At 62.3% G+C, this 24,771-nt stretch carries 15 protein-coding genes; 11 read left to right on the top strand and 4 right to left on the bottom strand.

The window, feature by feature from the left end; translation table 11 throughout:
• Positions 1 to 101 precede the first annotated feature (101 nt).
• Positions 102 to 1,279 (bottom strand): IS3 family transposase gene (locus ACWFRF_RS25200; RefSeq protein ID WP_452452547.1). Its coding sequence is split into 2 segments (ribosomal slippage): positions 102 to 992 and positions 995 to 1,279, totalling 1,176 coding nucleotides; the frame shifts between segments, so codons are not numbered across the junction.
• Between the two features lie 1,308 nt (positions 1,280 to 2,587).
• Positions 2,588 to 3,493 carry a tyrosine-type recombinase/integrase gene (locus ACWFRF_RS25195; protein WP_452452545.1) on the bottom strand — a complete coding sequence of 302 codons (906 nt, stop codon included), beginning with the start codon at positions 3,491 to 3,493 and terminating at the stop codon, positions 2,588 to 2,590.
• A gap of 578 nt (positions 3,494 to 4,071) precedes the next feature.
• On the opposite strand from ACWFRF_RS25195, the gene ACWFRF_RS25190 reads away from it, so the two are divergent.
• The 11 genes from ACWFRF_RS25190 to ACWFRF_RS25140 all read left to right on the top strand — a co-directional run bounded on the left by ACWFRF_RS25190 (position 4,072) and on the right by ACWFRF_RS25140 (position 22,970).
• Positions 4,072 to 4,512, top strand: coding sequence for a hypothetical protein (locus ACWFRF_RS25190; RefSeq protein ID WP_452452543.1), 441 nt, complete (start codon positions 4,072 to 4,074; stop codon positions 4,510 to 4,512).
• Positions 4,513 to 5,090: 578 nt separating this feature from the next.
• The gene (locus tag ACWFRF_RS25185; RefSeq protein WP_452452541.1) at positions 5,091 to 5,462 is read left to right on the top strand and encodes a hypothetical protein; all 372 of its coding nucleotides are present in this window, start codon (positions 5,091 to 5,093) and stop codon (positions 5,460 to 5,462) included.
• Positions 5,459 to 7,801, top strand: a complete 2,343-nt coding sequence (locus tag ACWFRF_RS25180; RefSeq protein WP_452452540.1) for a hypothetical protein — start codon at positions 5,459 to 5,461, stop codon at positions 7,799 to 7,801. The genes ACWFRF_RS25185 and ACWFRF_RS25180 overlap by 4 nt, the downstream gene beginning before the upstream one ends.
• Positions 7,802 to 7,953: 152 nt before the next feature.
• A complete protein-coding gene (locus tag ACWFRF_RS25175; RefSeq protein WP_452452538.1) occupies positions 7,954 to 8,775 on the top strand; it encodes an HNH endonuclease in 822 nt (273 codons plus the stop codon).
• A gap of 726 nt (positions 8,776 to 9,501) precedes the next feature.
• A complete protein-coding gene (locus ACWFRF_RS25170) occupies positions 9,502 to 10,866 on the top strand; it encodes a DNA cytosine methyltransferase (RefSeq protein ID WP_452452536.1) in 1,365 nt (454 codons plus the stop codon).
• Between the two features lie 80 nt (positions 10,867 to 10,946).
• Positions 10,947 to 11,696, top strand: a complete 750-nt coding sequence (locus ACWFRF_RS25165) for a very short patch repair endonuclease (RefSeq protein WP_452452535.1) — start codon at positions 10,947 to 10,949, stop codon at positions 11,694 to 11,696.
• 358 nt (positions 11,697 to 12,054) lie between these two features.
• A complete protein-coding gene (locus tag ACWFRF_RS25160; RefSeq protein ID WP_452452533.1) occupies positions 12,055 to 13,866 on the top strand; it encodes a hypothetical protein in 1,812 nt (603 codons plus the stop codon).
• A gap of 47 nt (positions 13,867 to 13,913) precedes the next feature.
• Positions 13,914 to 15,311 carry a hypothetical protein gene (locus ACWFRF_RS25155; protein ID WP_452452532.1) on the top strand — a complete coding sequence of 466 codons (1,398 nt, stop codon included), beginning with the start codon at positions 13,914 to 13,916 and terminating at the stop codon, positions 15,309 to 15,311.
• Positions 15,308 to 20,344, top strand: a complete 5,037-nt coding sequence (locus tag ACWFRF_RS25150) for an FtsK/SpoIIIE domain-containing protein (RefSeq protein WP_452452530.1) — start codon at positions 15,308 to 15,310, stop codon at positions 20,342 to 20,344. The genes ACWFRF_RS25155 and ACWFRF_RS25150 overlap by 4 nt, the downstream gene beginning before the upstream one ends.
• Before the next feature lie 1,774 nt (positions 20,345 to 22,118).
• Entirely contained in the window at positions 22,119 to 22,454 is a 336-nt protein-coding gene (locus ACWFRF_RS25145; RefSeq protein WP_452452528.1) for a hypothetical protein, read from the top strand.
• Between the two features lie 117 nt (positions 22,455 to 22,571).
• On the top strand, positions 22,572 to 22,970 hold the full coding sequence (locus ACWFRF_RS25140) for a DUF4870 domain-containing protein (RefSeq protein ID WP_452452526.1): 399 nt from the start codon (positions 22,572 to 22,574) through the stop codon (positions 22,968 to 22,970).
• Between the two features lie 142 nt (positions 22,971 to 23,112).
• Here the strand turns inward: ACWFRF_RS25140 and ACWFRF_RS25135 are convergent, their stop codons facing one another.
• Together ACWFRF_RS25135 and ACWFRF_RS25130 are read right to left on the bottom strand one after the other, a co-directional pair.
• Positions 23,113 to 23,331: a hypothetical protein gene (locus ACWFRF_RS25135; RefSeq protein WP_378993928.1), complete on the bottom strand. Its 219-nt coding sequence runs from the start codon at positions 23,329 to 23,331 to the stop codon at positions 23,113 to 23,115.
• A 154-nt stretch (positions 23,332 to 23,485) separates the two neighbouring features.
• Positions 23,486 to 24,748: a PucR family transcriptional regulator gene (locus ACWFRF_RS25130; RefSeq protein ID WP_452452524.1), complete on the bottom strand. Its 1,263-nt coding sequence runs from the start codon at positions 24,746 to 24,748 to the stop codon at positions 23,486 to 23,488.
• Positions 24,749 to 24,771 lie beyond the last annotated feature (23 nt).

The following is a 24,771-nucleotide window of genomic DNA, read 5'->3' as shown; positions in this document are numbered from 1 at the left end:
CCGATCAGATCCGACCAACTGACGAAGACCGTCGACGAATTGCTGATCACCACACGGATCGATGTAGATGTCGGGACTGCTGCACGATCAGGTGACAGCGGTTAAGCAGCTCGAAGAGCTGGTGTGGTCATGATGGCTTCGTATTCGACCGGGGTCAATCTGCCGAGCCTGGCCTGACGCCGACGCCGGTGATAGGTCCGCTCGATCCAGGTCACTATCGCGATCCGCAACTCGTCGCGGGTCGCCCAAGACTGCCGGTCAAGGACGTTCTTCTGTAGCAACGCGAAAAACGATTCCATCGCCGCATTGTCACCGCAGGCGCCGACTCGTCCCATAGATCCGACCAACGCATGTAAACCCAAGGAGCGAACAAACTTTCGAGATCGAAACTGCGACCCTCGGTCGCTGTGAACTACGCAGCCGGCGACCTGATCACCGACCGCGGTTCGCCTGGCCGCGGCGGAAGCGAGGGCATCGACAGCGAGGCGGGCCTTCATCCGCGAGTCGATCGAATAGCCCACGATCCGGTTCGAGAACACGTCCTTGACCGCGCAAAGATATAGCTTGCCTTCACCGGTGTGGTGTTCGGTGATACCGGTGAGCCACAACATATTTCGTGCATCAGCTGCGAATCTCCGCTCGACGAGATCGTCATGAACCGGTGGGCCCGATCGACTGTTCTTGGTGCCGCGTTTCTTGCCGAAACTGCTCCACCATCTGTTGGTCGAGCAGATCCTCCACGCGGTCCGCGCCGCCATCAGCTGGCCCGCGTCGGCGGCCTCGTCGGCGAGGAATCGGTACCCGAATTCGGGGTCGTCGCGGTGCGCATCGAACAAGGCGTTGGCCCGATACGCCTGCTTGAGATCGGCAGCGGTGACCGGATCAGCGAGCCACCGGTAGTACGGTTGGCGCGCGATATCGAGGACCCGGCACGTCACCGCGACGGGAATCCCGTCGGCGGCCAGCTCACGAACGAGCGGGTAGATCATTTTCCCGGCAGGTTCGCCTGCGACAAATAGGCTGCGGCCCTGCGCAACACTTCGTTATCCTGCTCGAGTAACCGGATGCGTTTGCGCAGTTCAGCGTTGTCGGCGGACTGCTCGCTCGTGGTTCCGGTTTTTATGCCGTCTTCGACGTCGGCCTGCTTGAGCCAACCAGCCAGGCACGACTCGCTGATCCCGAAATCGGCGGCGATCTGCTTGAGCTTGTGACCTGGTTCTCGGTTACGAGCTACGCGGACGACGTCGTCGCGGAACTCTTTGGGGTAGGGCTTGGGCACGGCATACATCCTTCCAGCAGTGCCTGTCGGCACCACAGATCAGATGTCACCGATCCGTGCAGCAGTCCCGTGCCACCCTTCGTCTTATTCTGGACATGGTCGCCTAGCGGTCCGGTCGGCTGCGACCTCATCGAGCGGTCAGTGCGGGTATCCGACCCTGCGCTGCTGTTGGCTGGTCTTTGGAATGTGGAGCTGAGAAGATCAGTCTCTCTGTCCGGGTGGGAGGTTGGTGTGGCTACAAGTCAGACGTTGTCGCGGGTGGTAGCGCCTACGGCGGTGACAGCATTGATGTCGACAGGTCTGGCGGTGGCGATCAACTACGCGACCGGCGGGGATCATTCGGCGTGGATGTGGGTGGCAGTCGCAGGGCTGACCGTGGCTGCCTTCGCGGCATCTCTTTGGATGCAACATGGGCAGTCCGCCGCTGGCGGGGAGCCTTCGACCGGTGTCGAGCTGAGAGAAGTAAGAGCGGGAAAAGCGCTACGCGTCAAGAAGATTCGTGGAGGAGGTGTTCGCGCGCACAAGGTGCGTTCCGGGGGCGACATGTTGTTCGAGGACATCGACGCCAGGCGTGATGGGGCCTCACAACCGTGAACCGGGAGGATCACCGGTCTGTTGCGCCGGTTTACGACTTGGACCGCGTGAAAGCTGGCCGCGACCTGTCGATCTCTCACACCGAGCACCGTTACGAGCTCGGTGTGGTGTCGAGCGGTGCATTGCTGTCTGGTAAGTCGCTGTATGTTGGCCCACTGAACCCACGACGTCCAACGCTAGCTGTTCTGCGGCAAGCCACCGACCTAGTGGCCACAGTCGACGGTGCGCTACTGAACGCGCCTGGGTGACAAGCGAACCCCGCCCAATCCTGTGAGATCAGCCCCCTTCATTAGCGGACGGATCAGGCAGAGGCCCACGCCGAAAGTTGAGTCTTCTCGGCACTAGCTCTCGCATCCGACACTGCGCGGGATCGCAGCTCGCGAGTACACCGAGCGAAGCCTGATCCTCGACCTGGCGCTCGCGCTGACCGATAACCGGCGCCGCGACCTCACCCGCAAGACCGGCGACGGACTCGAAGCTGCAGCCCGTCGCGGCCGGAAGGGTTGGGCGGCCGCAGGTAGTCGACGCTGACGAGCGCCGTGCGATCCTGGCACGTCACGCGGAAGGACTGTCCTTGCGCGAGATCTCACGCGGTGTCTGCGTGAGATCGTCGGTGGTACACGGCGGGGTGAAAGCCGCCCGCAAGGAGGACCAGCCGACTGGCGCACCGGCAGCCGGCAGCTGAGGGTTTTCTCGGCTCGCACATAAAGTGCTCTACCTCCGCCAGCGGCTGACAGCTGGCCGTCGCCGAGCGGCCCGGATCTCGGTATCGGCGGCCTTTTCGGCGAGCTGGGCGAGGCCTGGGTTGCTGCGGGTGTAGGCGAGGCCGAGGCGCTGGCGCACGACCTCGATCGCGACTCCGGCGCGAACCAGTTCGGCGGCATGGGCATAGCGCAGCTGATGGAGGTGGATATCGACATCCGCTGCAGCAGCGTACTTCTGCCATCGGTGATGTGCTGCTGAATAGGTCAGGGCTCCACCCTTGCCGTTGATCGTCGCTCGAAAGAGCGGTCCCGACTGGTAGCCGGTGCGGGCAAGGTAGCGCTTCAGCAAGGCTATGAAGCCGCGGTCGTCGAGAAGTACTGATCGCGTTGCACCGTCTCTGCTGCGCAGCCGGATGTGCTCATCATTAGGGGTCAGGTCGAGATCTTCCACCTCAAGGCGGCACACTGCCTCAGTGGTGGCACCACACGCATAGATCGTCTCGAACAACACCCGGTCACGCAGCAGGCCGATCGACCAATGTTTGGCAGGCCTCCGCGAGCAGATCTCGTCGAGCACCCGCACAACGTCGCCGGCGGCCGCAGGCTGTGGTGGCCGGTTGGCGACGTTGATGGTGTCGAACTTGTCCATCGGGTTCGCTGCAAGAAGGTTGTGTCGAACCGCCCATCGGCAGAACGCGGCAACCGCTGCTCGTTTGCGCTTCCGGGTCGCTGGCGCCAGACCGGCAATCTCGGACAGGAACTCACCCACATGTTCAGGCTTGAGATCGCCCAAATCGCCGTCGACGTAGCAGGCAAAGCCCGCTAGGTCAGTGCGATAGGCCCGGACCGTATTGGCTGAACGGCCGGTAGAAGCCAGTGCCGAGAGAAAGGCCGCTACGTGCGCCTCGATGGTCACACCGGCCGTTGTGGCCCTTGTTGCCATGTCCTACTTCCATTCTCAGTTGGCTGATAACCAGAGTTATCGGGCAACCTAGTAGCCAGATTTGGGCTCAACGTTACGAAACTACCCGGCTGCCGGTGTGTGGTCGTGTAACAGCTAGGCAGAGCGACCAGGCTGCAGCGTTGTTTGCTTCAAAGCTGCTGCAACGGTAGCCTTCTCTGCATCGGGCACAGGTGTGCCTGCAAAAGGTCTCAGCCAATCGGCTGAGACCTTTTTCTGTGTCCATCAACAGGCCCCCGGCGCACGTGCGCCGGGGGCCTGTTGTCGTTTACGGAGGTTGAAGTGACCGCTGGGCTCGCAACATCGACAATGGGTGAGAGCGCCTGGACAGTGTTCTGGATACAACTGCCATTGCTGGTACTGGCATTGGCAGTTGTGATTCTCGGTAGCACTGCATTATGGCGGGCTCGGCGAGAGGATGTGCCGCAGGTGTTCGAGACGTTTGCGAGGGCCTTCGGTCGCCGGTCGCGATCGAACGGCCGCGCCATCCGGCGCAGACAAGGCAAGGATCGGTCTAGCAGGGAACTGAACTGATGGCGCGCAAACGAACCTGGAGCGACCCGATCGCCAACCATGTGGCTGACCACTCGGTCGAAGCCGAGCTCATACGGGCGACGAGTGCGACAATGAGTGCTAGCGAGCTGCGCTATGTGCTGCACCTGATCAGACACAACCCGGAGAACTACAACCTTCGGCGGTCCTACGGATTGCATCTTGCCCGGATCCGCGACGACCCGGACTTCGGGCCTTCGCTTGCGATCTACCACAGTGGCGACGCCGCTCTCCCGCCCAGGGCTGGCATCTGCAAGCAGTGTCCCAACCCTGTAAAACACCCGAGTGATCATCTCCCGCACGTCACAGGTCGACCACGAGAGTTCTGCAGCAACGCTTGTCGGCAGCAGGCCTACCGCAACCGCAAACGAGCCCAGGAGATCATCGCTCAACGCACCAAAGGTCGATCGAGCACCGTGTGAGGGAAGTCTTGTGGAGCGGAGTTGGCGGACCGACGCTTCGGTCATCGAGTCGCTGGCAGCCGCATTCCGCCTCGTCTGTCGGTTGCCCCGGTGTACGGTTCGGGCAACTGCGAAGGTCGCGGGTTCGAGTCCCGTCACCTCCACACATGGGGGTGTAGCTCAGTTGGTAGAGCATCGCTGTGACCTCAGGGCCTAGCTGCCCGGTCGGAAAGGCCCCGCCCGATCGGCGGGGCCTTTCGCGTAGCTCTCCTCATCCGCGCGAAACGGCTATGCGCCCCACCGGATGCGTCAACCCACCACCAACGACGTCTGTTGAGTCAGTTGGCGGCCGATGTTGACGACGGAGGCCAAGTTCGCGTTCAACCAGAAATCAGATGGGCCCGCAAAATGTCACCGTCAGCCCTCACGTTGTTGCAACATCCGCATGATTAGAGCGACCGCCCGGGATGTTAAAGGGTTGCGCTGCTTGGGTTTTGTAACGGACGGGCGCTGGTGGACGGCATTGGCTGTGTCGCCTGGTCTTTCGAGCATGGGACTGCGAGGATCAGTCTCACTATTTCGGGTGGGAGGTTGATGTGGTGTCAGGACAGACACTGTCGCGGGTGGTGGCGCTTACGGCGACGACCGCGTTGATGACTACCGGGCTGGCGGTAGCGGTGAACTACGCGACCGGCGGGGATCACTCGGTGTGGATGTGGGTGGCCGTCGTGGTGCTGACCATCGGCGTATTTGGGGCATCGTTGTGGGCGCAAAGTGGGCAGTCCACACCCGCGGCCGCTTCGGAGCCAGCGATCGGTGTGAATTTGCGAAATGTCAAAGCTGGGGGGGCGCTGCGGGTCAAAGGGATCCGTGCTCCGGGGGCTGGTGTCCGAGCACGCAAAGTTCGTTCCGAGGGCGACATGTCTTTCGAGAATATCGACGCCGGACATGATGGTGCCTCACAACCATGAGCGAGGAGCGTCGGCCTGCTACGCCGATCTATGACTTCGACCGGGTGAAGGCCGGCCGCGATCTGATGGTCTCTCACACCGAGCACCATTACGAGGTCGGCGTGGTGTCGAACGGGGCGCTGCTCACTGGTAGATCACTGTATGTGTCGCAAGTGCGCGAGTTCCTCGCCCCGGTCGACGGATTGCGAGGGCGAGAAACCGAACTCGATGATGTGGCCAAGTTCTGCCGCGGGGACCAGCCGTACATGTGGATCAAGGCGAAGCCGTGGGCGGGTAAGTCCGCGTTGCTGTCGTGGTTCACACTATTCCCGCCCAAAGACATGACGGTGATCGGGTTCTTCATCACCGATCGACTCGCCGATCAGAACGATCACAGCGCGTTCACCGCCGCCGTCCTGGATCAACTCGCGGTGCTGCTGCCGGATCAACGAGCCCTGATTGCGGCCGCGACGATCAACCGCGACGGGCTGCGCAACGAACTGCTCACTCTCGCGGCTCGCGGGGAAGCCAAGGCTGGGCGCCGACTGGTACTGGTGGTCGACGGCCTGGACGAGGACACCGGCAAACCGCCGATCGTGACCCTGCTGCCGTCGCGTCCGGACCCGAACCTGCGGGTCGTGGTCGCCAGCCGCCACGGCCCCACCCTACCGATCCCGCACGGCCACCGACTGGCCAAGACCAAGCCCAACCCGCTTACTTCCTCCCGGTTCGCCGCCGATGTTCAGGCCAAGGCACTCGCCGAACTCGGCGCCTTGCTGCGTGGCCCCGAAGCCCATCGTGACCTGCTGGCGCTGATCACCGCCGCCAACGGTCTGACAGCCTCCGAACTCACCGACCTCACCGGCACGGCGCCGTTCCGGATTCACGAACTGCTCCACGCGGTCGCCGGACGGAGTCTGCGCACCCGCTCGGTCCCTCATGGTCCTGACGGCGGCGGAGACCCCGTGTACGTGCTGGCCCACGAGACTCTGCAACGCACCGCCGAAGAACAACTCGGCACCATCTACATCAATACCTGCCTCAGTCAGTTGCACGCCTGGGCCGACCGTTACCGTGACCTCGGCTGGCCTGTGCAGACCCCAGACTTTCTGCTGCGCCGCCACTTCCCTGTCCTGGACAAACACGGCGACCTCTCACGGATGGCAGCACTGGCCCTCGACGCAGCCCGCCACGACCGCATCCGCGCCCGAACTGGGGGCGATACCACCGCACTCGCCGAAATCCGTACCGTGCAGCAAATTATCTGCGAGCAACCCGATCCCGACCTGCTCACCACCGCACGCCTGACCCGCTACCGCGACCGTCTCCACCAGGCCAACACTCACATCCCGATCCGGTACCTCGCAGGCCAGGCTATGCCCAGCCAACACGAGCGCGCTGATCTTTTCACCGATCCGCAGCGACAGGATGCCTATGCTCTGGTCGAGGTGGCCCATGTAGTGGCCGGGGTCGACCCGGACCAGGCCGAGAAGATTGTCGGTTTACTCTCCGACCCACGGCGGCAGATCTGCGTACTGGTCGAGATCGCCCGGGTGGCGGCTCAGCTCAATCCCGGCCGGGCGGGCGGGTTTGTTGACCGGGCCGAAGGCATCGCCTGCGCCTCCTCTGACCCGTGGCAGCAGGCGTGGATGTTGGTCGAGATCACCGGCGCGGTGGCACCATGGGATCCCAGCCGGGCGAAAGGACTCGTCGACCAGGCAGAGAAGCTTGCCCAAGCTCTTACCGACCCATGGCAGCAAGCGTGGATGTTGGTCGAGATCACCCGCGCGGTGGCACCATGGGATCCCAGCCGGGCGAAAGGACTCGTCGACCAGGCAGAGAAGCTTGCCCAAGCTCTTACCGACCCGCAGCAGCAGGCGTGGGTGATAGCCGAGTTCGCACGGGTGATGGTCCAGGTCGACCAAATGACGACCGGGGCCGAACCGAGCCGGGCCGAGGGTATCGCCTGCACCGTCCCCACCTCATGGCAACCACGCTGGGTGCAGGCAAAGGCCGATTGGGTGCTCGCCGAAGTCGACTTGGATTGGGCCAGAGGCGATGGTGACTCGGCCGAGAGTATTGCCCACGCGCTCACCGACCCACAGTCAGAGGACGAGATCGACCGGGTGATTGCCGAGGCCACCGCTGACCACGACCCGTGGCAGCAGGCTCAAGTGATGGCCGAGGTCGCCAGGACTATAGCTAAGGCCACCACCGACCGTAGGGGAATCTCTAAGGCCAAACAGCTACTCGCGTATGCCTGGTCGATCGCAGGCTGGGAGATTCCAGTCTTTGCACTGCCGGTCGTCGCTCCAGAGGTCCTAGACTCACTCGTGTCCGACATTCTAAGGACTGAATAGAGCCTGTCCGTCGATCCTGACCGTGGTTCAGTGTCCAATGTCAGCCCATGATCATAAGATCTTGCTCTGTGCGCTCGACTCCTCGGAACAGCCCGGAATGGTTCGTCCACCGCTGGCACCGAACCTTCGAAATCGCCGGACGGCTAGACCACATGGCAGAACAGGGCATCGCCATGGTTTCACGACTTCGTAACGAGGGCCGCGAGACCGAGGTCATAGCGAACTGGTCGAAAGACACCCTCGTCCACAAGTTCGCGCGATGGGCAGCCCACGGGATGTTCTACGACGAGACAGGCGGTCCTTACACGGAGATGTTTGTACCGAGCGATGAGATCGGGCAGTGGCGGCCGGTGCGCTATATGTCGGTCACGGTTGCGCTTCGGCACTATGGCATCGGAGACGACTCGTTCGAAGTCCCGCCAAGTCACGGCGAAATGATCCGAGTCGACCACAACGTGTCCGCATGGCAAGAATCGCACAGGGTTGCGGACGCGTGCTTCGAGCACTTCGCCGAAGAGCTGATGGTGAGCGGGCCGTACGAACAACTTCTCGACCAGCTAGCCGACGAAGTGTTCCACACTGTCTTCACCAACCGAGCACTCCTCTATGGACTCAACTGGATCGCGTCGTGCATCGTGTCCGAGCTCAGCGCCGAAGCGTGCGCTCAAACACCCGAGGTGGCGAGGCTGTTCCGAGTCCGTGGCGAAGGAAAGCTCAAGCGCACGAGTCCTCCTACTTGGGCGCAGAAAGCAGTCTTCTACCGTGACCGGGGGCGGTGCACCTATTGCCGGACAGACCTGAGCGGCGTATACGACTCACTCAGCACCCACAATTTCGACCACATGATCCCGCTCGCGGTCGGCGGGCTGAACGACATCACCAACCTTCAGCTGCTGTGCAGAGATTGCAACGCAGCAAAATCCGACAAATCCCTCGACACCGGCGAAACCTACTGCCGTTGGTTTCCTCAATAGCGGCATATCGCCAACGCAGCCAAAGGCACGCCCTTAACCACGTTAACTTGCAGATCGACTGCGAGCGCCTGGAGGACAAGCAAGGCTCCGCGCTGGCGCCCTGGGCGCGGCTGCAGGCTCTCCTACCTACATCGAACTAGCAGTTCTCGCGCCGTACCGAATACTGTGATGCTGGACCTGTGCCCGACGCAATCTCCCAGGTCATGGCTATCACTTAGGTGCGGACGCTATCACCAGGCCGAGAGGCTCCCACCGACGAGTACAGCTGTCGATGCGGTGTGTCCCTCATGGTTCTCAGGCTGCGTAGCGCGAAACCGACACAGACAACGTTTAGGGTGGATGTGCATCGCGATCCGGTTAGACGGTGGCAATCGCGTGTAGCGTACACGCCGCCGCGTACTCCTCAGGCGGGATCCGACCCGGCCGATGTATCGGCCGGGCGACATGTACCAATGGACCACGCCGAGGTCGCTTCCTCGACATCGGAGACCGTGACGAATCACGGCCCTGACCGGAACGGTGAGTCGAGTTCTGTTGCGTCCAATAGCCTGGCGTATGGGCCCGACCATCGGGCCAGGTCCGAGCGTGTCGTAGCCGGAAATAGGGAGGTCACCGCGTGACCCTCGAAGAGCTGCCAAAGCCGCTTGAAGGAGGAACCACCGCATAACCCGAAATCGCTCCATCGAACACACATTCGATACCACTGCTCCGCGGTATGGTTTCGCCATGCCGCAGCAGCCCAGCGAGGAAGTCCACGAGCGCACCAGCGTAGAGCTCTTCGCGGGCGGCGGCGGGTTGGCGATGGCCGTGGGCCGGGCTAATTTTCGGCCGCTCTTATTCAACGAGTTCGCGAAGCGCGCGTGTGAGACGCTTGCCAACAACGCGGCCAGACGTGTCGAAGATGGCGACACGCCGTGGATCCCCGCGGGCAAGCAGCGCCCGCCCCTCGTGGAGGGGGATGTGGCGAAGGTCGACTTCGAATATCTTCGCGACCAAGTCGACGTTCTCGCCGGCGGTCCACCGTGTCAGCCCTTCTCCCTCGGCGGTGTGGCGCGCGGCGACGAGGACGACCGTAACGGCTTCCCACACATGTTTCGCGCCATCCGCGAGATGCGCCCCAAAGCGGTGATCTGCGAGAATGTACGAGGCCTATTGCGCCCCTCGTTCAGGCCCTATTTCGACTACATCGAGCGGGAGCTGTCCCTCCCGTTCGAGCGACGGGCCGAGGGATCCGACTGGGAGGACCACGACGCGACCCTTCGCAGTCTGTCCAGCTCCTCGTCGATCCCGGACGACGAACGCTACGAGGTCGCTCACTTCCCGGTGAATGCCGCCGACTACGGCATACCACAGATCCGAAACCGGGTGATAATCATCGCCTTTCGCCGGGACCTCGGTGTCGACTTCGACAGGTACCGGCAACTCGTGCGCCCCACGCACTCCGACGCGTGTCTGTACGCGGACATGCACGACGGCACGTATTGGAGACGTCACCACATGGCGAAAATACCCGCAGCCGTGCGGAAATCGGTCATGGACCGGATCCCCCTTACACTCCAGAGTCCGCTGCTCGTGGACGAACCGCAGCTCCAGCCGTGGCGGACGCTACGCGACGCGCTACTCGGCGACGAGGCCAATGGGATCCCGCCCCTGCCGGATGTCCCTCCACACCATCTGGACCGCAAGGACCACTGGAAGGACCTTGCCAAGAAGCACTGGAGCCCCGTGACCAGGGCGGTCGTGGTCAAGGACCACATCGGTTGGCCGGACGCGCGAATCTATCCAGGCCACACACCGAACGAGCTGGACCGGCCAGCGAAGACGGTCAAGGCGGGCGTGCATGGCGTACCGGGCGGAGAGTCGGTGATGCGCCTTGACGACGGGTCCTACCGCTACATGACAGTCCGTGAGACGGCCAGGGTGATGACGTTCCCCGACGAATGGGCACTCTCCGGCCCCCGGGGGGAGAAGATGAGGCAGCTCGGGAACGCGGTGCCGGTCCGGCTCGGTGAGGTCTTCGCAACCGCCGTGGCCACGGTCCTCACCGAGGCGGAGGCCAGGCTCGCCGAAAGGGCCAAGGGCGAGAACTAGGTACAACGGTGGCTAGGTCAAACTCAAACCGGTGGCGCGACAGGATGCCACCGGACAGCGCGTGGAAGTGTCGACCCGGGTTGGACAGGGCCAAGCGGACGGCGGAGCAGGACCGATCCGCGGGCGGGAACCACAACCGGCTCGTCGGGCTCGACGACGGCCGGGTCGCCCACGCATCAGTCGTTTTGAAGGTGTTGCCGCGTACGCGCCGGATCCGCGCCTACGTTCGGTGGTACGACCGCGACAGGACGGTCACGCGCTACGTTGGGGAGGTCGACGCCAGCACGCGGAGGGGGAACCTCGAGCAGGCATGGAAGTCGGTTATCGCGATGGGCCTCCTGCCGACTCCGACCGACACGACGGGTTCCTGGGCGAGCACCCCTGCCGTCCGGGCGGTAATGCGAGGCAACCGGAGCCGCGATACCGGGCCGGAACTCGCGTTGCGCAAATACCTTTGGGCGCGAGGCCTCCGGTATCGAGTCGACGCGCGACCACTTCCGCAGCTTCGGCGACGAGCTGACGTCGTCTTCGTGGGTCCACGGGTCGCGGTCTTCGTGGACGGTTGCTTCTGGCACGGTTGCCCGGATCATCACAGGCGGTCGCGAAAGAACGCCAAGTTTTGGGAAGCCAAGATCGCGGACAATCGCGAGCGCGATGCCGAGACCGACGTTCGACTCGTCGAGTCGGGATGGACCGTCCTCCGGATCTGGGAGCACGAGGACCCTGCCGCCGCGGCCATACGCGTCGAGGACGCGGTGCTCCAGCACCGGCAAAACCCCTCCGCTAAGACGGGCGTTCACGCCACCACTTCGACTCATCGCTCGCCGTAACCGAGGCGCGGTTGCGGCCGGAGGGGACCTCGATCGTATGTCGCTCAGTCGCTCAGCAGAATTCGCTTTCTCAGCCAGTCCAGCTCGGCTGGGCGAACATGTGCCGTTCCAGCATCGATCCGGTTGACGTGGGCTTCGACCACCCCGATGTTCCAGGTTCGACCTGGTCACGGCTCCCTTTCGGAAGCTAGTCTCCGAGACCCACAATCGGGGCACGAAAGACCTGGGCGGACCACGCTACACCGTCGCGGACAACGAGGTACTCCAAACTCTCCGACAACGGATTTGAATTTCCGCCGCCAGCGCTTCCGGCTAGAATTTTGCAGCGCTTCGGGGTCGGTCGACGAGGGAAGGCAATATGTCGCTAGAGGTCAACAAACACGTCCAACGCATACGTCGATACCAGCCGTTCGACGCCGACGCCTCCGAGATGATCTACGAGCAGCAAGCAGACTCTACGCAGACGCTTTTCACTGTTGCCACGCTCGCCTATCTGCAGGCGGCTATCGAGAGGCCGACGACGAAAACCATCGTCCTGACCGGGGACGCCGGACACGGAAAGACGAGCCTGTGCGCCAGCCTTCTCGCTGAGCTGCGGTCCGATGCCGAGTCAGTCACGACCGAAGCCGCCCGAAAGGCCGTTTTCCGCGACCTCTTGGATGCCGGCGACGCGAGCCGCCCGATCGGCCAGACCTATGCAGGTCGCCCGCTGTACATCATCAGAGATCTCAGCGAGCTCAGCGTGCGGATAGGCGCCGAGACGCTCGTGAAGCTGCTCGATCCTCCGGACGAGGGTGTTGCGATCATCTGCGCCAACGAGGGCCAGCTACGCAAATGTGTCGCCGAAGACGACACCGGGCGCGCGAAGATTCTGGTGACTACCCTCGCGGCCGGCATCACGCGCGGACAGGTCAGCGACCCCGATGGCCTGGTAACGGTCATCAACCTCAACTACCAGTCCGTCGCGGCCGACAGCCGCAGCGGCGGACTGATCCAGTGGGTCCTGAAGCAATGGACAATGCAACAGCGGTGGAAGGCCTGCGAGACCTGTGATGCGCGAAACGTCTGCCCAATCCTGGCCAACCGCAACGAACTAAGCGATCCCACTCGTGGGCCACAGCGCCGGACTGCGATCCGGGACGTGTTCGCCGCGGCTGAGCGCACCGGGGCCGTTGTCACGACCCGCCAGGCGCTGTCGGTAACCAGCTACATGCTGACTGGCGGTCTGTCCTGTGCGGACGTCCATGCCAAGTACAAACGGTCGCACACGGATACGTCGTGGCAGGCTCCCCACATGTATCACCAGGCTCTCTTCGGAGACCGGCTGACCCAGCAACAACGTCATCGGGTTGCAACATTCCTGGCACTACGAAAGCTGGACCCGGGCAAGGTCTCTCGCCGCCAAGTCGACGACCGATTGGATCCAGACGCGGCCGGCGACTTCCCTCCCTCGGACGCCAGCAGCTACCTACAGAAGGTCCGTACGAATCGAGAAGTTCAGAGACAGGCCGAGCAGTTGAGGGGCTTGTACACGTTCCTTCGGCGGGCTGACTTCTTCAACTGCGACGACAACGAGGACCGGTTCGCACGTATGGGCCTGCTGGCCGGGGACGATTTCATCAGTATCGAGGATGGGAATCGGGACCCGGCAGACACTCGAGTGCGAGATGGGTTCCTCAAGGGCCTGGAGGCTGTCCAAGGTATCTACCGGGCGGGGCGCAACCCCGACTTCTTGATACTCGACCCAGCGTTCCTTACTCACCACGCCCGCGCTGCCGTGATCTCTCGGCGGGAGACGAGTAAGGACATCGAGGTCATCGACCAGGTCACCCAGTGGCAGCGGGAAAGCCAGACGAACGTGACTCCGGAGATGCAGGACGCTGTCGAATGGCTGAACCGGGCTATCTATATCCGAATCCCGGCCGTTTCCCCCGGCCATGACGCGGTCTCCGTGGAAGCAGATCTTTTGCGCTTCGAGATGCTGACACGGTGGGCCGCGGGCCTGCGGAGCGAGGTCCAGCATGAGGCGGAGATTCGGGGCCTGAGCGCATCCCTTGCGCGGCTGACCGATTCGTCGGACAACGTCAAAGAGATCCAGGTACTGGTTGGCAACGTCATGAGGAAGCTCATGATCGACATCGGCGACAAGATCAGATCGGTGCGTGCGTGATGGTGGCTGACTACTCCAGGTCGGAGGTCGTCCGTGGCCTTTTCGGGGTGAATCTCGAAGAGCACGGCCGGGGGTTCTATATACCGCTGGAGATGCTCGCTATCGCCCGCGGTGTCTACCTGGCGCATAAGGACGACCCGGATACGTTCGCAGGACTCCTGGCGGATGGAGCAGACATGGCTTATAAGCGCACCTCGCATGACTTGGCGCGGCGGATCGCCACCAAGACCGTCATCGTCGAAGGCGACGAGGAGCTCGGCAAGGCCATCGATCGGGACTCTACTGAGACGTTGGCGACGCTCCACGCCCTGTTCTCGTCCCTGTTGGTCGAGATCCCTGGGCGTCGTGTCCAACCCAGCTGGTTCGCCGCGCACTTCTATCCGTTCGTCGGTGAGCTCATCCACTATGACGCGGTCGACCGGAAGATCAGGCTGGTCGATGCCTCTAGAGGAGCAAGCGCCAAGAAGCGGGCACTGGCTAGTAGGGCCTCCGCTGGAACTACCACGAAAGCTCCGAATATCGAGCGCTACCTCTTTCGCGATGGTGGAACCTGGGCTTACAAAGTGCTGCGCACCGACCGTGACCTTGACCGCAAAAAATCGACCCGACAGGGTCTCACCGAGCTCGTTCGGGACAGTGGCACCCCCTTGGGTGATCTCGCCAAAGCCCTTAGCGCACACGACTTCGCCTCCGACGAAGCGCCCGTAAGAGGCTCGGATGCGGAGATTGAGCTGCACGAGAACCTCAGCCCGTGGCCCGATCTGCTGAGAGAAGGTACCCGCAACATCGTCACTCGGGCGAACGCTCCTCGGGCGAAACGCACGGAGAGTCTCATGCACTGGGTCCCATATTGCTTGGCACGCCATCAACTGCATTTGGCACACGCGAAGCTCGGTGCCACCGATCGCGGGTCGATCCTGTTGGACTTCGGCAACGAGGCGAGTCCACTTCGCAGAGAATCGCAGAAAAACCTAAATAACTGCCGAAATGACATCGTCAACGCGATCAATGTCCAGGCCACGGAAATGATCCGCGACGCCCAGGGTGACGATGTGAAGAAGCGCGGCTACGAGAGATTCACCAAGGCGGGCAAAGCGATCGCCTCGCCCCGATCATTCTTCAGTGAGACCCTCGCCGCTGTGGGAGCCCTCAACGCGACTAGCGGGCGCCGACACTTCACCATGAAGCCCGCGATGCTTGAGTGCCTGGTCTATGCCACCGTCCCGCAGGGCAGGGAGATGGAGTTCGATCAGTTCTGCTCATTGCTGTACGAGAGGTACGGGCTCGTGACGGGAAAGATTGCGGCCGTGGACCCCTTGGCCTACGAGGTCGACCGATCGGTCTTCGATCACAACCGGAGGGCGTTCAAGGATAAGCTGGCCGCTATCGGCCTGCTCACGCAGTATTCGGATGCGACCAGCATGGTTCGAGGAGGAGCTCAGTGACTGACAGCAGTATTCGAGCCCTCGGTTGCTTCGTCGCGGACGAAGCGCTCCGCAGGGTCACTGAGATCACCGAAGCCCGCGCCGGTCTGTGGGTCCGAGGGTTCGATCGACCAACGGTGAGCGAGGCCCTCCGTCATGTCGCACAGCGCCAGTTGCGGGCGCCGGACCGTCAGGTCGTCGTGAAAGTCGGCGCCTCTGAGCCGATCGAAGGCGTACCGACTGAGTACTTGCTGGAGCCGCAGACCCAGCTGACCAAGTGGCGAAATTCGGGACAGGGTAAGGCGGTGTTGCTCTTCGAGTGGGACGAGTCGCCGGACGCGCAGGGGTTGGCGGCCATGAACGCTCTTGATGACACAATGATCCTGGGCGATCACCACGACGCCGTCGGCCAGCGTGGGTTCGACAGGCTTATGGCAGCGGCGTGGCGGGAAGCGGGTGGCAGCGGAACCGTGCCGGGCGTGATGGCCAGTTCCCTGTCCGAGATCTGGCGCGCGACCACTGATGCGGAGGTCCGGTCTCTACACCGATGGGCGACCTTCCTGGTCGAGACCGCGCAGAAGGTTGCGGCGATTCCAGTTCGCACCCCTGACGCGGTCTATCCCGAGATCTCGGCAGCCCTGCCCACACTCGATCTTTTCCCGGACCGACAACTCTTCACAAGGCCCGCCGCACTGCCCACCCGGATCAAGAAGAATGTCTCGGTCAGTGCCTTCAAACAGCCCACCGGCAAGGAGATCACCGAAGACGACTTGAGCGACCGCATTAACGCGACCGAGTTCAGCGTAGAATCCCTGGACCACATCGGTACGGACTCCGATACTGCCAAGTTGCGCATGCGAAACCTTGTACTCAACCGTAATCAAGGTGGCTCCACCCCACAGGACCCTCATCAGCTGCGCGGCGAGCATGACCTGGCGCTGTGGCTGGAGGTCTTTGAGCAGAAATCCAAGAAGGTCGGTCTGGGCCAACAGATCCGGCAAGAGATTGAGAGGACCGCGCCAGCTCGGGTCGACGAGTTCGACGCCATGCTGATCGAAGACGCGCTCGACCGCGGAGACCAGGAGTCCGCGCAGCGATTCCTCGACGAGGCCCCGGCCAGTATGGTCGATTCGCTCGCTGACTTGTTGCCCAAGCGGTCTCGCCGCAGGGTCGAGAAGCTTGCCTTCCCGAACACTCAGTCCGTCCAGGACCCGCTCCGGGCCCTGCTGCGCGAGCTGACTTACTTCGCAGACGAAGAGGAAGGCTCTGTCGTCGTCGGGCTGGAAGGCATCCAGGCTGCCGGACAGTGGAGCCGTTGGTTGTTCGCTTTCCTTTACGCACGCACCCTGCGTGATATCCAAAACTCCACCGGACTTCGCTTGAGTCTTGATGTTCGGGACTGCTTGTTAGACCTGACTCGGCCGCCCCTGCCGGCGGAAGACGAGCCTTTCGAGTCGATCACTGAGTGGGCCCCGCTGCGCATCCTGGTCGAGATGGATGGCACTGCGCAGCGACGTTTCCGCTGGGACCCGCTGGGCATCCCAGGGCAAATCGCGCTGGCGGCCATCATCCACGGCTGGCGAAATCCACCTGGCGATGATAGCGATCTAACCTTCGACACCTTTCTCGGAAAATTCAGCGACCCCCGACAATGGCAGTCAGACGAATCTGAGCCCGTCTCCACGACACATTTCGCTAACCAGCTGGAACTACTCAAACTCAAGCACTTCAAGCGTTTCTCCACCGGACTCGATGCCGGGAAGATCACCGATTACATGGACGAGTGGGAACTCGTGATCCGTGAAGCTCGCGCTTGCTTGGTTCCCAACAACGCTCCGGACGCGGATCTGAGTGCGGTCGTCCTGACTGATGTCGTCAGACTTGCCGATCGCCGCATGATGATGCTGGCGACTCACCCGCTGAAGCTGCGCTGGTTGGCGAAGAACTACGCTGAGACCGCCCGCAACATTGGGACCGCCCTGAACAGCGAGGGAGGCCTACGCCTCAACCAGGAGAACGAGGACCTGTTCTTCGACGCCATCGACCGGATCTCACCCCACGGGACACCGGCGGTCCTCGTCGGGCCTGGCGATACTATTGCCATTCCTATGCGCGAATCGGCCGGGCACGAGGAGTACGCACCGGTCCGTTACGGTGGCAACGAGTCCAAGGACTGGCTCTCCAGCGTGGACGAGACCGCGATTGATGAGATGGTCCGTGTCATCACCGACTACCTGACGACCTACCCCCACAAACTCGACGGCCTACGCGTGCTGCTTCTGGACCGCAACGGCGACCCTGTCTTGCCGCCGCGCGTGGCGAGGCAAATGCGCGCGAAGAACCCTCGCCTAAAGGTCGATCTAGTCGTGTTGGCTCCCCAGGCCACCCATCACGAGATTATCCAGGGTTTCGACCTGCAGTTCGCGGGCGCGGAGATGTCCGAGGATAGCTTCCTGCCCGACGTCCAACTCATATTGCGAGCATGGGAGCCCGACCAGGGAGCGGACCTGTCGGGTTTGGAAGACTCCATCGACCTCGCTCTGGCTCCCGCGCTGTTCGGCGCCCAGACAAGTATCAACCAGAGCACCAAGAAGGAATCCCTGTCCGGCTCGTTCAACTCCTGGAAGCACCCGGCCTCACATAACTTGGCTCAGTCCAGCGAGAACGTCGTAAGGGCTCTATTGCCTGAGACCGCAGACGAGGCGCTCGAGTCCTGGTCGACGCTGTGCGTGCGCTACCACCGCGATTCCCCGGTCGCCAAAGAGAGCGTCGATGGCATCGACTACTTCGAGATGCAGGTGCGCTTCGACCAGCACCTGAACCTGTTCGCGAAATTGCACCATGTGGCCCACTGGGTCGTCACCCTCGACAGCTTCATCGGTCGTGAGCAGATCGATGCCCTGCGTAACCGTCCTGACGTGATCCTCGTTAAACCCAACGTCGGAAAGAATGAGTCGTACACCCTGATTGTCAGCTCCCAAACTGGTCAGCAGTTCGTCGTCCAGCGACTACGGCGCCGGCTGGAGCAGATCAATGTCGTCAGTTCGCAGGATTCCGAAAACACTGCCAGACGGATATACGAGGTCGCCCGCAATGTGGCCCCTGGCGCCGTCCTGCGTTCGCTCGGCATCGGCACTACAGTCAACGAGGTGGTCGGCTTAGTCGCCACCCGGTTTGTCATCGACCAGCAGTTCCCGGTCCCTCTCGGGGGCACGAGTCTGGTCACTTGGATCAGCTTCGACGAGCATCACCGCTGGTTCGGCCGCAGCCAAAAGACCCGCGCGGATCTAGGCCGGTTCGTCCTGACAGTTCAGGACGACGGCACGATTCAGCTGGATGTCCTGGTTGTCGAGTCCAAGTTCCGCCAGACATTCGATGTGGGCTCGGCCGAGGAGCAGCTCAATCGCACCACCGACCTGTGCGTGGATGCCTTCCGATCGGATGGTGAGGTCCACGATGACCGGCCCTTCTGGCTGGACGAGCTCGCGGCCGCGATCACTCAGACCAGTGGCAGTGTCCTACAACCCGCGGATCTTCCAGCCCGATTCATTATTGGAAGCGAAGACCCCCGCCAAGTTGAGGCGAAAGTCCTTGATGCCTTGCGCTCCGAGGACGTTCAGCTCGGTCAAGTCACCGGCGTTGCGGTGGCCATCTCCGCTGAGGACCAACGACCGGCCCCAGCGATTAGCGACTTCGGCAGGCACACCCTGGTGAGGTTGAATAAGCACGAGTTGCTGAGTTTTATCGACGCTCTGTGTGCCAAACAAGATCCCGCGAATGCCGCCCCTCTTGTCGACTTTGAGGATCGCATCACCAACGCGACTGTCTCCGCAGACGTCAGGTCCGTCTCCGCAGATATTTCCGCCGAGCTACCCGCGAAAGAAATGCCGACGGCATCTGCCGATATTTCCGGAGGGATACATTCGACAACCACGCTGCGAACCATAATGAGGCCTGATCCTGCTGCACATATAGGCGATGCTCCTCTCAATACCCAGCCCGGTGCGCTCTCCGAAGAAGAGTTGAGTGTCCGATACCACAAGGTTATCGACGTCTTCTCCCACCACAAGGTCACAGTAACGGCGCCGGATGTCAACATGTGGCAAGAAGGACCTGGCTTTTACATCTTCCGGTTTATCCCTAGTCCGGGGGTTACCGTGGACAAGTTGATCAATCGACGCGACGAAATCTTCCTGGCCCTGGAACTGCCTTCCGGATTCAGCATTCGTACCCGCACCGACCGCGGCTCCGTACTCTTCGAGATCCCCAAGACCGACGACGAGAAGTACGGTGTTGACGCCAAGGCGCTGTGGCAGCAGTGCCCGACAAATCCCGACAGCCTCATCGCCCCATTGGGCGCCGACATCGAAGGCAACCCAGTCACCGTTGACCTGTCCTCCGCGGACTCACCGCATTTGTTGGTGGCGGGCACGACCGGATCAGGAAAGTCTGTCGCCCTGGATACGATCCTGAAGGGCCTGGTTCGGTACGACACTGACACCCTGCGGCTTCGCCTCGTCGATCCCAAGGGCACCGAGCTTGTCGACTTCGAGGATGACCCTCACCTTGATGGAATGATCGGTATGGACGCCGCCGACGCCATAGAGATTCTTGAGGGAATGGTCGAAGAGATGGCTGTGCGCTACGCCGACATGAAGGCGATCCGCACGCGTAAACTAGCCGAGTACAACGCCAAGGTTGATGAAGCCGACCGAAAGCCATGGATTGTCATCGTCCTGGACGAGTACGCCGACCTCACGAGCGACCCTGACGAGAAGAAGCAAATCGAAGCGCTACTGAAGCGCCTGACACAAAAGGCCCGAGCTGCGGGCATTCATGTTATAGCTGCCACGCAGCGCCCGAGCGCCGATGTTATCTCGACGACTATCCGGTCCAACTTCCCTGCCCAACTCGCCCTGCGGGTCAAGACCGCGACTGACAGCCGCATCATTTTGGACGAGACCGGAGCCGAATCCTTGGCCGGACAGGGCGATGCATTCCTGCATACAGCCAAGGGCACCACACGACTGCAGGTTGCCTATGACGGGACCTGACCTGGCCCTATTTGTCTTAAGCCGCGAAATGTGAGTCAGTTTGATCGCGAACTCGTAGGCCAGCCTACGCATTGAGGGTTCGGTCCCTGACTTTCATCGGACGCGGATCAGCTCTTCGCTGCCGCGCGGGCCTCCGCGGCAGAAGCCCGTTATTGGGGTCCGAGTGAGGTGCACGCGCAGGTTGGTCGATCGAGTTGGCCATGCTGGTGACGCGGCGATGCTGTCGTGGAGCAGGCCGAGCCGGTCGCGGGTCGGATCGCGATGGTGAGCGGTCGAGTCGAATCGAGCGCTCGCACCTTGCCTAGGGCCGCGCCGAGGGCGGCCAGAATAGGTCGTGCCTCGTTGACCCGGGCCACGCCGACGACGGTGACAAAGCGGCTTGACGTGCGAAGGCTCAGGACATCCTTACGGGACTGCTGAACGATCCGGTGACAGCGTCACCTGTCCGTGCAGCAGTCCCGTCTGTATGGTCCACATCAGAGGAGGATGGATGATGTGTAGCGAGAGGCTAATACCGGAACGGACGATTGATTCGTTGCTTGCGGCGGAGATCGTTCGGCACGATCCGTTCGCTCTCATCTGGTCGCCGACGCAGTCCCGTGGCTCGGTTGACCATGTTGTGGGTTTCACCACGAACAATCTGGCGATATTCGAGTGCAAGGCAGTTGATTCGGCGTCCGGGGGACGTCGATGGACTGCGCCGATCGACCTTGAGCAACTACGCCAGTACGTAGCACTCGGCATCCCAGCTCTCTACGCATTCCTGGTCAAACCGCCCACGTCAAGACGGCCCGACCAACGCAACTGTGAAATTCAGCCGTGCCACCTGGTACCACTCTGCTCGGCCTGTTGCACAGACGCGCGGTCGTATGGCGGACTGAATCACCGCGTCATGTCAGCACCGGCAGTGCTTCGGCTACAACCTTGGTTCTGTCACTGGGTCTGGGTTATCCCGGCCAGTGGCCTAGAGCGGGACTTACTACCGAGTCATGCCCGCGGTCAGTTGACGACGACCATCCGGCTCGATGACAGCTGGTTCCACAAGCATTACAGCTACGGGATCAAGATGACGCGTTTGTGCCACTTCTTACACGAGGCAACATCGGGATACCTGGTCGAGACCCAGCAGCGTGAGCGACGTCGTCGGGCTGTTGGGCGAGGTATATTGGCCCACCGACCAAGGCGCCTCGACGCCACCTTTCATCGTCGGGTTTTCGGGTAGCGCTGACATGGCGGTTCGGGTGAGGACGCCCTTCGTCCAATAAGTATCAGGGTCCGACGTTCTATTGGTGCGCGCACTGGAACGTTACAGCCCGTTGGTGGTCGCGGAGGGCGTTATCCAACTCGACCCGCAACACGGAAACAACACGGATTCAACGGGAATCAACGGAACCGATCGGCATCCAGCGGAAGGCCTCGAACGTCAAATCTGCAGGTGACAGGTTGGTTTGAGAAGTATTGAAAACTGTTGGGAAACAGGGCATTTAGAACGGCGGGTTTCTGGTTCGAGTCCAGATGGGGGAGCATAAAAGGCCCTCTACCAGCGCAAGCAGGTGGAGGGATTTTCTGTTGTCCGGGCAATCCCCCGATCGACTACTTTCCGACTACAAAACGTTGGACCAGTCAGGCAGTCCCCTCATCGACACTCTGAGGCAGAACCTCCACATCAGACGGTAGCGGTCGCAGCTTGACGTCGATGTGGTTTCCGAATTTCGCTATATAGAGTCGAGAGCGGCGCCGCTCCGCCGCGAATCCCGTTGAAGGACAGCAAGAAATGCCTGACAACAACGAACCCGTTGTGCGCTACTTTGCGTTGATCGATGACGAGAGAGGCTGGCCCGACGGCTGGCGCGCCCGTCGAATCACCGGGCTTGTGCGCCGGACCGACACCCGGCCTCTACCGACCGACGAAGCGCTCGGCAGGGACTTCACCTGGGGTCCTACCGAGTACCTCCAGCACTATCGGCCGGGAGTGGACGAACCTCACGAAGAGATCTCCGCCGAGTCAGCCGAGCGATTCATCGCGAGTTGGCGCGCCTCGAGGGCGAGCAGCGAGGCCGAACGGACGCGCCCCACGTCGAACCCACCCGTCGACGACGCACAAACCTGATCGGTTCCGCGCGGCAAGCAGGTCGTCAGGTTCCGGTGCTTCGACCGGCTCGCCGACCTCTTGTTTCGTGCTGAAAGTTGGGATCGGTAGGCGGCGGGTGTGGCATGTACTTGCCGCATGACATCTTCTCAGCTTCCCTCGAACCAACCGCAGTCCGCCGGCCTGGACAAGAAGACCAGTGCGATCCTGTCCTACGCGCTGGGCTGGCTTACCGGAATCATCTTCCTCTTTGTGGGAAAGAACGATCCCGATGTGAAATTCCATGCTGCGCAATCGATCATCTTCTTCGCCGGGGTCTCGGTGCTCAATATTGTTCTGAGCATCATCGGCTCGCTCCTCGGCGCCCTGGGGATCATCTTCAGCCTCGCCGGACTCGCCCTCGGGATCTTCGCGGTCGTCGTCTGGATCATGGCCATGGTCCAGGCGAACAACAGCGGCGGCGTCCGCGCGGAGCTTCCCCTTGTCGGAAAGTTCGTTGCCCCGTTCGCCGATCAGCTGGCCGGTTCGGTCAAGTAGCGACGTACCCGAAATCCCCGCACGGCGACCACGCCCAATATTCCGAAGATCAACGGCCCAAGACTGTCTCGGGCCGTTGACGCACGCCCGGACCGTCGCGCCCCGCAGGCTTCCTAACCGATTTTGACGAATGGACTTCGGTTCACGCTGTGAACAGCGCTACTACGGGCAGTGCTGTCAGGACTACCAGCAGTGTCGCCACGATCTTGGCCAGTCGAATCCGGCTCGAGCCGGGTTCGACGACAAACGGCGCGGCGGCCGCGAGGACGGCCGCGGCGGCCAGGGCGAGCACGGTGCCGATGAGGAGTTCGTAGCCATGGGGATCTGTCAGCGGATCGGTTGACAGTCTGGAGTGGAGCACGATGTACACGCACCGTAGCCAGAAAAGTCCTGCTGTACAGGCGATGAGAAGGGCCGACGCGGCGACCGGTATGCGCCATCGGATGCCGGCCGCCTTGTTCGGTCTCACCACTGCCTCTCCACGACTTCGGTGGCAGACCTGGGGTCCGCCCCGATCAGCATGCCTGGGCGGTCTGGTCGGGGTCACCGCCGGCGGCTAACTCTTTCTCACCCGCGCCGGTCATGCGGGCTACGAGCGCGGAACGCAGGCGCCAGATACCGTCCGGCTGCGTCGGGTCGAGCCCGGTGATCTCGGCGATCTTGTTCAGTCGGTAGTCGACAGTGTTGGGGTGTACGTGCAGCACACGCGCGGTGCGCAGACGAGTGGAGTGGGTCGCGAGGTGCGCTGTCAACGTCTCCAGCAGGACTGGATGGTCCTCGAGCGGGTCCAGTAGCGCGGCCAGATGCCTTCCTGCTGTGCCCGGCCGGGACAGCTGGTACTCCAGCGACAGGTTGTCGAAGCGCTCGAGCCCGACTCGGCGCAGGCGGCGCATGATGTCGAGCACCGTGTGCGCGCGCTCGACCCCTTCGGAGATGCCGCCTGCCCCTGCCACCACGAACGCGGCGCGAACCTGCGTCTGCGCCGCACCGGCGATCTGCTCGACGAACCGTTCGGCGGCGCCGGGATCGAAATGGTCTTGCGGAATCAGCAGGGTAGCTGTGTCGGTGCCCATCTGCATCAGCGCGTTGTCATCGCAGTGGTGCAGCACCTCGGCCCTGATTCGCCGAATTGTCCGGTGCGCGAGGATATGACGATCCGGGCGCGGCTCGTCCGCTCCATGGCGTGGCACGAACCCGACCGCGAAGACGAAATAGCTCTCGGCCAACCGGACCCCGCAGGCGCGCGCCAGGGCCGGTGTCGCATTCCCGGCGATCAGCGCGGCGGCCACGGTATCCGCTGCGTCACTACCCGCCACCTGCCTTTCACGCAGGTACGCCTGTGAGATCGCGATGGCGAGCTCGCGGGAGAGGTGGCCGAACATGCGCGCTGTTTCGATCAGTGCCACGTGATCCTCGTCTACCCTCGCGCGTGCGGTGAGATGGTCGAACACCGCCTGCGTGCCTACCCGCACGGCCTTGTGCATCGTGTCGATCGTGACGCCCTCGCGTGCCCATTCCATGACGTCGGCGCGCACCTCGGCCAGCGGTTCGGCAGTGTCGCCGCCGGTCAACATTCTGGCGGTGAGCTCGAGGCACGCGTTCACCAGTGCGGCGACATCGCGACGTAGGGCCGCCATGGGCACTCGGGCGGGTAGTTCACTGCCGACGATGAACAGACTTATGATCTTGCCCGAAATCGTTGACGCTGCGGGGAGCCGGTCGAGAATCGGCCGACCTACCGTCGTCGCGGTCCGGGCCGACAGGATGCTGTCGGGCATGCGCACATTTCCTACTTTCCGCT

Source organism: Nocardia sp. NPDC055165, from assembly GCF_053606985.1.
Note: the sequence above shows the minus strand (reverse complement) of the source record. Positions and strands in the feature narration are given on the sequence as shown.